The sequence below is a fragment of the Deltaproteobacteria bacterium genome (genome assembly GCA_026388545.1).
Taxonomy (GTDB): domain Bacteria; phylum Desulfobacterota; class Syntrophia; order Syntrophales; family UBA2185; genus JAPLJS01.
This window is the reverse complement of sequence record JAPLJS010000019.1, coordinates 26,197-37,531: the sequence shown is the minus strand read 5'-3', so window position 1 is coordinate 37,531 and position 11,335 is coordinate 26,197. Positions and strand designations below refer to the sequence as shown.

Here is an 11,335-nt window from a genome sequence, read left to right as displayed (position 1 = left end):
TGCATGATTGTTCATAAGGTTGAAGATAAGAGATAGTCTGAGGTTCTGTTTAAATAATGTGCGCAACATCGACATGCAGACCTTTTAGAGTTCTTTTGGTATATCCTTTGCAAAGATAATTCTGAAAAAGATATTTGTCGATTTTTCATGGCGCATAATAACCAGGGGGGATATGGATTTTCTGTTTGGGAAAACAATCAAGCTTTTGTCTTCCATGATGGATTTCCGGTCACAGAGGCATCAGGTAATTACCTCAAACATCGCAAACATCGATACGCCTGAATACACACCCAAAGATTTGATTTTCAAAGGTATTATAGGAGAAGAGATGCAAAAACAGTTGATGAAGACAGACAAAAGGCACTATAGAGGGCAGTTTGCAAATGCCGGTATAATAGAAGGTGAGATCACTGATACCGGTGATAGAGTGAGCATTGATGCTGAAATGGTCAATCTTGCGGAAAATCACCTTATGTATAATCTATCTGTTGAACTTTTAAGTCGGAAATTGAAAAGTATTAAAACTGTTTTAAATGAGGTGAAGTGATATGGAATTCTATACACCCTTTAAGATTTGTGGAGAGGGGCTTGCGGTTCAGCGGGCGAAAATGGATGTTATTGTAAGCAATATTGCTAATGTCCATACAACAAGAACCCCGGAAGGTGGACCGTACAAGAGGAAGGTAGTGGTTTTTTCCTCTGAAAAGGTCGACGGTAATTTTGAATCTAAGTTGAGAGATGCAGTAAGGACGGTAAAAGTCGATGGTGTTGAAGAAGCCGGAACAAATGAAAGCACCAAAATGATGCATATGCCCGGTCATCCGGATGCTGATGAAAGGGGTTTTGTTTCCATGCCGAATATTAATGTAGTAACGGAGATGGTGGATATGATGCTTGCCAACAGGGCGTATGAAGCATGTGTAACGGCCTTTGACGCCTCAAAGAACATGGCGCTCAAGACATTGGAAATAGGAAAGTAGGACGCAAGTAAAAAAAGGGATAAGTGTCTCCAGTCGAAAAAGTGTGGGAGGTAATTTCGGGATGAGTAATATATCGATTAAGGGGGATGTATACCAGCCTTCAACAGCGGCCGGCAAATTAAAAGATGCCGGTCAGGGGGGCAAAACAGAATTCGGCACGATCCTAACAAATAAAATAAATGAAATCAACCAGCTTCAATTAGATGCCGATCAGTCCATCACAAAGGTTGAACTGGGAAATTCCGGAAGCATTCAAGATGCAGTAATTGCACTGGAAAAGGCTGATATCTCATTCAGGACAATGATGCAGGTGCGGAACAAGATTATAGAGGCCTACCAGGAAATTATGAGAATGCAAGTTTGATATATATTTTAAACTGTTACGGTATTTAGTATGGAATCTCTTATTCATTTTTTTTCCCAGATATGGAAAGGCTTTAATTCTTTAGAGCCATCAAGAAAATTAACCCTCCTTATTATAGCCGCGGTCACTTTTATCGGTATTGGGACAATGGTCTATTGGACCAATAGCCCAGAGTATCGCGTGCTGTTTTCAAATCTCAGCACAGAGGATGCGGGAAATATCGTCGGGAGACTTCAGGAAAAAAAGGTCCCCTACAAGCTATCCGCGACAGGTGATTCTATCCTTGTTCCCTCTGAGAAGATTTCAGAACTGAGATTGGAACTGGCATCTTCAGGGCTACCACAGGGTGGTGGGGTTGGTTTTGAAATATTTGATAATAAATCTCTCGGCGCCACGGAGTTTGTGCAGCAGTTGAATTACCAAAGGGCTCTTCAGGGTGAACTCTCCCGAACCATAAACGGATTGGACGAAATACAGCACAGTAGAGTCCATTTGGTTATACCTAAAAAATCTCTTTTTATAGAGGATCAAAAAAAACCGACCGCTTCCGTTATTGTTAAATTAAAATCAGGCAGAACCTTACGTACGGGACAGATAGACGGAATTGTACACTTAGTTGCAAGCTCTGTGGAAGGAATGAATCCCACCAATGTTATGGTGGTTGATAGTAGTGGAAAGGTGTTGTCTCAGATACAAGATGAATTAAAGCTTGCGGGGATGTCGAATTCCCAGGTTGAGTATCAGAGAAATGTCGAGAAAGATCTGACGAACAGAGTCCAGTCAATGCTGGAAAAGGTGGTGGGTGAAGGCAAGGCGGTGGTGAGAGTATCCGCAGATCTTGATTTCCGGATTACGGAAAAAACGGAGGAAAAATATGATCCCGAAGAGCCTGTGGTAAGAAGCATGCAGCGTCAGTCTCAGAAATCAACTTCCACCGGGCAGACCGCGGGAGGCCAGTCAACAATCGCACCTGTTGGAGGCAAACAGGCCGGTACGACGACGGGGAAACAGGGACCGGGGAATGAACGATTGGATGAAGTTATAAATTATGAAATAAACAAGGTCGTTAGTAAAACGGTCATGCCGGTAGGGGAGATCAAAAAACTGTCAGTAGCTGTGTTGGTAGATGGGATTTATGTTAAAAATGATAAAGGAGTCGAGGAGTTCCAGCAGAGATCAAAGAAGGAACTCACGGACATGGAAGAACTTGTAAAAAAGGCATCAGGTTTTGATGCAAAAAGAGGCGATCAGGTTGTCATTACCAATGTTCCTTTCAATAAGGGTGAATTCGATACAGGTACGGGGAAAGAATCATGGCAGGAGAAAGTAACCACGTTTTATCCTGTAATAAAGTATCTGGTTATTTTGGCAGTGCTCATATTATTGGTTATTTTTGTTCTGCAGCCGCTGATTAAGATGTTGCTGGTAAGAGCGAAGACGCCGGAATATGCCATACGGGAAGCTCCTTCACTGTCTCCGGGTGAACTGGAAGGGATTTCGAGGCCATTGTCTATTGGAGACAAATCAATGACGGCTTTGACCGAAACTGATTTAGTCAGGCAGATGGCCAACGCGGATACGAGACGATTTGCTGAATTGTTGAGACTTTGGTTGCGGTAGAGTAAATGGATCGTAATAAAAATCATGAATGAAGAGAAAGTAGCTATATTGCTGTTATCCTTGGATGAGGAACTGGCTGGAAAAGTGATGAAAAATTTCAGCCCCTCAGAGATCGAACGGATCGGAAAGCAGATGAGCCAGCTCAACAGTGTGTCCCTGGAAGATGTCAATAATGTAGCCAAGGAATTTTGTACCCTGGCGAGGCAGAAGGGCGGGGTTCTGCCGGTTCATGGCGACACCCTGAGAAAACTCATTATTAAAGCTGCAGGAGAAGAAAAAGCTCATGATATTTTAGCCAGTATTGCAAGGACAGTGGGAAACGAAACACCTTACGATAATCCTTTAATCCAAAAATTGCAGGAAATAGATCCCCAGATATTGATAGATTTCACAAGGACTGAACATCCGCAGACCATTGCCCTGATCCTCTCATATGTGGGAACTGAACAGGCGGTGGGCATTCTGGAAGGTCTATCTCCTGAGATGCAGTCTGATATTGTGAAAAGGATGTCGACCTTGAAAAGTGTTCCTCATGAATTTGTAGAGGATATTGCAAACACACTTGAAAAAGAGATTATTGTGGGAGGTGTCAGTGACCTGCAACCCGGTGGGGTTGCCATGGTGGCTGAAATTCTGAACAGGATGAACCGAAACACCGAGAACACTATTATGAAATCGCTTGATGATACTATTCCGGAAATTGCAGCCGAGATACGCAAAAAGATGTTTACATTTGAAGATATCCTCAAACTGGATGATAAGAGCATCCGGGAATTATTGAGGGAAGTTACTACTGAAGATTTAGCGCGCGCCTTGAAGATAGTTGATGATGAAATGAGGGGTGTTATCTTCAGGAATATGTCAAAACGCGGCGCTGAAATGCTGAAGGAGGATATAGAAATGATGCCTCCCATAAGGTTATCGGAAATAGAAAAGAGCCAGAGAATTATCCTTGACGCAACAAGAAAATTAGAAGCGGAGGGAAAAATTGTTCTTATGCGCGGTGAGGGGGGTGACCAATTTGTCTGATAAGGTCATCAAATCTGAAAACATTACGTTCATAAAATCGGCTGAAGTTAAGACACCGGAATTTGTAAGATTTTATTCTAAAGAGAAAGGAGATGGGGAAACTAACGGCAGGAAAAAGGGGAAAACGGAGAATAATTCAGTAAAAGTCGAGATTCCCTCGATTATTGAAAGGGCTAAAACGGAGGCATATGCTCAAGGATATTCAGAAGGAATAAAAGAAGGTACTGAAGAAGAGAGAAAAAGGTTATTTCAGGCCACAGAAACCCTCGCAAATTCAATGAGGGAACTTAATAGGTTAAGGAAAGAAATCCTCGAAGGCAATGAAGAGAAAATATTAAATCTGGTTTTTTCCATATCTGAAAAGGTCATCAGCCAAGAAGTTTCCACAAACAGAGACATCGTTTATAGTGTTCTGAAAAGCGCTATAAAACAAGTACTTGATAAGGAAGGGATAAGGGTTAGACTGAATCCAGAGGATTATCGAAATATGATGGAGATAAATCCAGGGATTATTGATAGTTTCGACGATATCAGGAATATGACGGTTGTAGAAGACAACAGCATCAGGCGGGGCGGGGTTGTTATAGAAACATCGTTTGGTGAGGTGGACGCAAGATTGGATCAGCAACTTCATGAAGTGAGGAAGGCCATAACCGGTAAAAAGTGAAGGTTCTCTAATGAGGTGTAAAGAGTGAAAGAAGCAACGGCCGGAGCAATGTTCGATTTTGACAAATGTTTCAGGCTAATTGAACAAGTAAATCCTATCAAGGTTTTCGGTAAAGTAAGCCAGGTCATTGGTCTGGTGGTGGAGGGGCATGGCCCTTGTACTTCTATTGGAGAAATGTGTGAAATTTATACAAACGGCCATGAAGAGCCGCTCAGTGCCGAGGTAGTAGGTTTTAAGACGGGCAAGGTTCTCATGATGCCTCTCGAAACTATCCGCGGAGTGGGTCCCGGCTGCAAGATTATATCACTTGGGAAGAAGGCGGATGTCAGAGTCGGGAGAGGTCTCCTTGGGCGCGTGATTGACGGCATGGGGAACCCCATTGACGGCAAAGGACCAATAGGGTACCAAACGGAATACCCCATATATTTCAGTCCGATCAATCCTCTGAAGAGGAAAAGAGTTACGGAGGTGATGGACCTCGGAATAAGGGTTATAAATGCGTTGCTCACCTGCGGTAAGGGGCAGAAAATGGGGGTATTTTCCGGGTCCGGTATTGGCAAGAGCATTCTTTTAGGGATGATGGCAAAAAACACCAGGGCCGATGTAAACGTAATCGGGCTCATCGGCGAGAGAGGACGGGAAGTGCGGGAGTTCATCGAGAAGAATCTCGGCAAAGAAGGCTTGGAGAGATCCGTAGTTGTTGTCGCTACCTCGGATACGCACCCCATCATAAGGATGAGAGCGGCATATGTTGCAACATCTATCGCCGAGTATTTCAGGGACCAGGGGAAGGATGTGCTCCTTATGGTTGATTCTCTGACGAGGTTTGCCATGGCCCAGCGAGAAGTTGGTCTATCCATCGGTGAGCCACCGACGACAAAAGGATATACGCCCTCGGTGTTCAGCCTTATGCCGAAGCTTCTTGAGAGGGTTGGCGCCGTGGAAGGCAAGGGAAGTATAACAGGCCTGTACACAATCCTGGTTGAGGGGAATGACTTTGATGAGCCGATTGCAGACGCGGCAAGATCGATTTTGGATGGTCATATTGTACTTTCTCGCATTCTGGCGGCAAAGAATCATTATCCGGCGATAGACGTCCTGAGCAGTATCAGCAGGGTTATGATTGATGTGGTTGATGATGAGCACAAGGGGAAAGCAGGCAGTATCTTAAACATCCTTGCAACATACAAGAAGGCTGAAGATCTCATAAATATTGGCGCTTATGTAAAGGGCAGCAGCCATGAAGTTGATTTTGCAATAGAGATGATCGGCAGGGTGAATGCCTTTTCTATGCAGGCCATCAATGAATCAGTAGGTTTTAAAGAAAGCAGAAGGGGAATGTTCGCCCTTTTTGAATAGGAAAGATGAGTATGTTTCGGTTTGATCTGGAGGCGGTGTTAAACTTCAGGGTGCAGATAGAGGAGCAGTGTCAGCTTGAATTTTCCGATGCTCTGAACCGTCTGCAGGCGGCCAGGGTCGTTTTAGAAGATTTGAAAAAAGAAAAAAAAGATAGGATTGTACAATTGACAAAAATTCAGGAAAATGCCGTAAACTCCGATGTGATCCAGCGGCACTTTGCCTTCATTGAATACCTGAAATGCAAAGAAGAAAAGCAGAGGGCTGTTATTTGCAAAATGGAGGAGGAAGCCGAAGCAAAAAGGCATGCTCTCCTGGAGGCGGTTAAAAAACGGAAAGTTATGGAAACCTTAAGGGAGAAAAAAAAGGCTGAATATCTCCTGGAGATGGCTACTAAAGCTCGCAAAGAACTTGACGATTTTACAATAATCAAATTTGCTCATGGTCTGAGAAAATGAAAAAAATAATTGTTGCTTTCGAAATCCTCATTTTATTCCTGTTTATGACGAAAATTCTTGCCATAGCGGAAATTGTGAAAAGGTCAGATATTTTTGATTATTCGTTATGGACAGCCAAACCTGCCCTGGCTGATGTATCCTCGCAAACAGCCGCTCGCGCACCGGTAAGAGATGTTTTTGAAGATACGCTGATGAATGAAAGGAACCTGATCATCTCCCTGGAAGATAGACGAAGGCAACTTGAAAACAGAGAAAATTTCGTTAAATTTGAGGAAAAGAGGATTCATTTATTAAAGAATGAGGTTGTGGCGAAAATAGAAATGCTCCGAAACCGGGAAGAAAAAATAACAGTTCCTCAAGAATCTGATAAAATGGAAAATATTAAAAAAATTAAAGAATTGGCTAAGGTGTATGAAGCAACCCCCCCCGATAAGGTGGGCGCCCTATTCAGTAAAATGGACAATAAAACTGCTGCCGGGATTATCATGCAGATGAATACTAAAAAGGCCGGTGCCGTATGGGGGCACCTCGACCCTGAGAAAGCAGTGGAAATCGCCAAGACTATCAGCGGTATGTAAAATACCTACACTACATTATCCCACCTTTTTATTTTTCTCCCTAGGTATTTTTTTCAAATTCACTGTGACAGAATGGGCAATATTTACCCCCCCCTGAAAATCCCGTCAGTTCCTACATCTAAATAACATCATGAAATAGCTGGTTATTTTATTTGAGTTCGACATGGCATGTCTCTTGCCTTTACAACTTATCAAATAATACTGGAGTGAAAAATGGATACTTCAATGCAACAGTTGACATTAAGTGGCGGAAGTCAAGATCAACCAACGTCTCAGGGTGTGTCCAATAGAATTAAGGAGCTATCGAAAGGAAAGCAAAATGGTGCAGACCTCTTTGACATCATTGGAGGTGTGGGTTCATTTGCCAGCATAATGAAGCAAAAAGGCACGGTTTTTTCGATTGAGAAAGGCGATACCGAAAAGGAAGGTTCTGTAAGTTGCCAGGCAGAATTGACAACCGGGAAAGATGAGATAAAGGGGCGATTGGCTGGTGTTAAGGTTGGCCGCGGGTACTGGTCCCGAAAGGGAACAAAAGAAATGAATGGAGATGCGATTGCGTTTCAACATCAGGTACCTTTTGAGAAAAATATGAAACTCAATCCAGAAGAATTAGCATCGGGGGGAGTTGCGGAAGCTAAAAAAACGGGCAAAGAACTCCTTGGTAAATCAGGAAAAACTCAATCCCCCATGGGTGAAGGAAGTATCGACAAAGGCGATGCATTGAATCTGCCGGATGAATCTCCTGGACATGGTAGTGAGAGTTCGCAAATTAGATCCGCGATAGAAAAGGAAAGTACATTATCGTTAAAGAAGGGAGTCAGTGGATTTGGAAAAGTGGAGAAGTCACCTTCAGTCGATACGATGCTCTCAGATGACCTCGCCCGTGATTTAGGGGCACTATCAGCCGACGGTTTGAAGAGTAATAAACTCGCCAAGAAGAATGTATCTGAAGAAATGAGAATTTCCCGCTCCGGTGATGAAAAGGAAGATCAAAAGTATGATGGTGAAAGAGACATTTCGAAGGAGCTCGATATCAAGGGAGTAAGTAGTAAGAAAGTATCATCTGATCCGAAAGGGCAGGAGATACTGTTAAAGAGTGAGCAACAGAAGCTAGAGAGCGTAAAAGAAAATTCAATTTCAACGGGGCGGCTGAATGAAGCAAGTGAAGAGATGCAAAATAATAAAAATCTTTTCTCAGAAGTGTTCAAATCAGAAAAGTCTGTTGAAGGAATAGATAATGAACCCCTTGCCGGGAAAAGTGATACCACGCTCTGGACGGCTAATGCTGATTACTCCGGGGTAAAAGGTGTTTGGAATAGTTCGGGGACAAATATGAATGGTGATATTGCGCCTCTTCAGTTTCAGGACATTATGGAGCAGATTGAGGACGGCGCCGCGAATATGATGAAGAATCGATCCGGCAGGATTGTCATCACGCTGGAGCCGCCTAATCTCGGAACACTGAATATGGATGTCAGGGTTCATAACGACATGGTCAGGATGGTACTGATTGCAGACAATCATGATGTGAAGCAGGTATTGCACACCAATCTCGACCAATTAAAAACCGCCCTTCAAGGTCAGGGGTTAAACATCGATCGTTTTGAAGTTCTTGTCCAGGAAAGATCTTATGACGGTAATCCGGGATTCCAGCCCGGGGGCGGCGCCTTCTTTGAGGAAGGGCGGGGAAAAAGAGATAACACAAAAGAGGATAATTCTCCCATTCAAATATTGCCGTCAGGCGGGAATGAGTTAAATGATCCCTCTTTGGGTGTTATCAGTTTATTTGCATAATTAATTAATCATATATGTGAGGTGAAGAGAGATGGCTACGGTATCGAGTATAAATAGTGGGACTACCAGTTCCACTCAGACGAAGAACACCATAATGGGGAAGGATGATTTTCTGAAGATGCTGATCGCACAACTCAAGAATCAGGATCCCCTTAACCCCCTCGATGGGTCGAATTTCGCTGCCCAGCTTGCCCAGTTTTCGAGTCTTGAACAATTGCAGAACATGAATACACAACTGCAAACGTTGGGGACATCCTTCTCGTCCCTGAATAATGTCCAGGTAGCGAATCTCATCGGCAATGAGGTCTCTGCGAAAGGAAATACGACTACTGTGGAAGGATCAACAAATACACTGTACTATAATCTGCCCAGTGATGTGAAGCAGGGAACCGTGAAAATCTACAATGCCCAGGGGACGTTAATGAAAACCTTTAGCTTCGGATCTCAAAAAGCCGGTATTAATTCGTTGACGTGGAACAGCTCGAACGTTTCAGCAGGGACTTATACTTTTGAGGTGTCTGCAACCGACAGCAGCGGGAAAGATGTATCTGTTACGTCAATGGTAACGGGTAAGGTAACAGGTGCTACGTTTAAAAACAATGTTCCTTACCTTACCGTGAACGGACAGGATATCGCTTTTGCAGATATTCTATCCGTCAGGAAGCCGGCGAATTGAAGCCGCAAATGGTTAACTAAAAAAGAAATTATGAATTTAATTGCAAGGAGGCAAAAAAATGGGAAGTGCATTATGGGCAGGAATTTCGGGCTTAAATGCCAGTTCAAAGCAGATGGACGTCATCGCGAATAATATCGCTAACGTTAATACTATCGGTTATAAGGCGGGAAAGACATTCTTTTCTGACGTCTTGAGCCAGAGTCTTTCAGGCGGTTCGTCGGGTTCTATGCAGATAGGACGCGGTGTTGAGGTATCAGAGGTCGGTACGCTGTTTGGGCCAGGCTCTTTTGAGACGACAGGAAACGCCACGGACGTCGCCATCGACGGGGACGGATTTTTCATGGTGAATGATCAAGACGGCGCCTCGTATTACACGAGGGCGGGCGCCTTTCACCTTAACAGCGACGGTTATCTTGTCGATACAAACACTTACAAACTTCAAGGCTACAATTTCTTTGGCACCAACAATAATAATATTACCGATATAAACCTGAGAAACGTCCAGTCTTCTCCTTCGGTGACAAACATCTTTTCTGTTGGTTCAAATTTGAACTCCGCTACAGAGGCAGGTGAAACCTTTAACACGACACAGACGGTATATGATTCTCTTGGACAGAAACACAGCCTCGGCGTCGTATATAGGAAGACAGAGGAGAATGGGATGTGGAGTTTCCAGGCCAACATGGACGGAACGGATGCGCAAGCTCAAACCGCTCAAGGGCTCAAGTTTGATTCCAATGGTGATCTCAGTGCAATCTATACGGGGGCCGTCGGTGCTGTTACCTCTAGCGGAGCCGGAACTGCCACGGCCGCCCTCAATCAACCAGGACAGGTGTATCAGATGGGTTCTATAACGCTGACGATGGGCGCCACAGCAGCCGACTGGACAGTAACCACCCCCGGCGGCTATACGAATGCCACAATACTTTCCGCTAACGCCACGACCGTTACACTCGATCTTGATGGTAATGGCGGCACAGATGTGACTCTTACCCTGGCTGGCGGCTGGGCAAGCAATGATACGGCAACATTTACCCTCACGCATACCGAGACGGCGCCGTTGGATATGAACGTCACCTTCGGAACGCTACCCAACGGGGGGACCATTGGCAGCGGCAATGTCGTTAACTGGGATCTGGTCGGAAACAGCGCTCTGAGCATTACGGGTTACGCCAGTACGTCCGTCATTAAATCACTCTCCAATGACGGCTATGCCTCCGGTCTCTTGAAGAGCCTTTCCGTAAGAGATGATGGGAATATAAGCGGTTTCTTCACGAACGGACAAACGGCGGACGTGGCTCAGATTGTCCTTGCCAATTTCTCCAACCCATGGGGACTGAAAAAGATGGGTTCCAATCTGTTTGGCGAAACGCTAACATCGGGACCGGCCATCAGAAACGTTCCGGGCGCTTCCGGAATGGGTAACGTATCGTCAAACAGTCTCGAGATGTCGAATACCGATATCGCGACGGAATTCATTAACATGATCACTGCTCAGAAATCCTACTCGGCAAACGCCAGGGTCATAACCACACAGGATGCGATGCTAACTGAACTGATGAATATTAAGAGGTAATTAACCCTAAAGAAGGGCTGAGGATTTCCTCAGCCCTTTCTGTAACAACCTTGCAAAAAGTCCAATAGATCAAAGGACGTTTCAGATTGCCCATTGCGAGTTCAGGGTGAACTGAGAAGTACGTCTGCGTATGCTTCACTCCTTATGACTGGCTTTACGCCGTTGTACTGATTTTTCGCATTCGCACGCCTGCTCCCGGAGCTTTTCCAAAGCCCTTCGTGGTTATCTTGTTGCGCC

The 11,335-nt window shown here is 44.4% G+C and carries 12 protein-coding genes; all 12 read left to right on the top strand.

Going from position 1 to position 11,335, the window contains the following annotated elements; genetic code table 11:
* Nucleotides 1-172: 172 nt before the first annotated feature.
* The 12 genes from flgB to NTW12_01535 all read left to right on the top strand — a co-directional run bounded on the left by flgB (nt 173) and on the right by NTW12_01535 (nt 11,098).
* Nucleotides 173-547, top strand: a complete 375-nt coding sequence (gene flgB / locus NTW12_01590) for a flagellar basal body rod protein FlgB (protein ID MCX5845044.1) — start codon at nt 173-175, stop codon at nt 545-547.
* Nucleotide 548: 1 nt separating this feature from the next.
* A complete protein-coding gene (gene flgC, locus NTW12_01585) occupies nt 549-980 on the top strand; it encodes a flagellar basal body rod protein FlgC (protein ID MCX5845043.1) in 432 nt (143 codons plus the stop codon).
* A 61-nt stretch (nt 981-1,041) separates the two neighbouring features.
* Entirely contained in the window at nt 1,042-1,344 is a 303-nt protein-coding gene (gene fliE, locus NTW12_01580) for a flagellar hook-basal body complex protein FliE (GenBank protein MCX5845042.1), read from the top strand.
* A 30-nt stretch (nt 1,345-1,374) separates the two neighbouring features.
* Nucleotides 1,375-2,964 carry a flagellar basal-body MS-ring/collar protein FliF gene (gene fliF / locus NTW12_01575; GenBank protein ID MCX5845041.1) on the top strand — a complete coding sequence of 530 codons (1,590 nt, stop codon included), beginning with the start codon at nt 1,375-1,377 and terminating at the stop codon, nt 2,962-2,964.
* A gap of 24 nt (nt 2,965-2,988) precedes the next feature.
* Entirely contained in the window at nt 2,989-3,993 is a 1,005-nt protein-coding gene (gene fliG / locus NTW12_01570) for a flagellar motor switch protein FliG (GenBank protein MCX5845040.1), read from the top strand.
* On the top strand, nt 3,986-4,660 hold the full coding sequence (locus tag NTW12_01565; GenBank protein MCX5845039.1) for a FliH/SctL family protein: 675 nt from the start codon (nt 3,986-3,988) through the stop codon (nt 4,658-4,660). Before fliG ends, NTW12_01565 begins: the two co-directional genes overlap by 8 nt.
* A 48-nt stretch (nt 4,661-4,708) precedes the next feature.
* Nucleotides 4,709-6,019, top strand: coding sequence for a flagellar protein export ATPase FliI (gene fliI, locus NTW12_01560; GenBank protein ID MCX5845038.1), 1,311 nt, complete (start codon nt 4,709-4,711; stop codon nt 6,017-6,019).
* An 11-nt stretch (nt 6,020-6,030) separates the two neighbouring features.
* The gene (gene fliJ / locus NTW12_01555; GenBank protein MCX5845037.1) at nt 6,031-6,474 is read left to right on the top strand and encodes a flagellar export protein FliJ; all 444 of its coding nucleotides are present in this window, start codon (nt 6,031-6,033) and stop codon (nt 6,472-6,474) included.
* Nucleotides 6,471-7,052: a hypothetical protein gene (locus NTW12_01550; GenBank protein ID MCX5845036.1), complete on the top strand. Its 582-nt coding sequence runs from the start codon at nt 6,471-6,473 to the stop codon at nt 7,050-7,052. Before fliJ ends, NTW12_01550 begins: the two co-directional genes overlap by 4 nt.
* A gap of 213 nt (nt 7,053-7,265) precedes the next feature.
* On the top strand, nt 7,266-8,846 hold the full coding sequence (locus tag NTW12_01545) for a flagellar hook-length control protein FliK (GenBank protein ID MCX5845035.1): 1,581 nt from the start codon (nt 7,266-7,268) through the stop codon (nt 8,844-8,846).
* A gap of 31 nt (nt 8,847-8,877) precedes the next feature.
* Complete coding sequence (locus tag NTW12_01540; GenBank protein ID MCX5845034.1) at nt 8,878-9,522, top strand: flagellar hook capping protein; 645 nt, start codon at nt 8,878-8,880, stop codon at nt 9,520-9,522.
* Nucleotides 9,523-9,580: 58 nt separating this feature from the next.
* On the top strand, nt 9,581-11,098 hold the full coding sequence (locus NTW12_01535; GenBank protein ID MCX5845033.1) for a flagellar hook-basal body complex protein: 1,518 nt from the start codon (nt 9,581-9,583) through the stop codon (nt 11,096-11,098).
* The last annotated feature ends 237 nt before the right edge of the window (nt 11,099-11,335 follow it).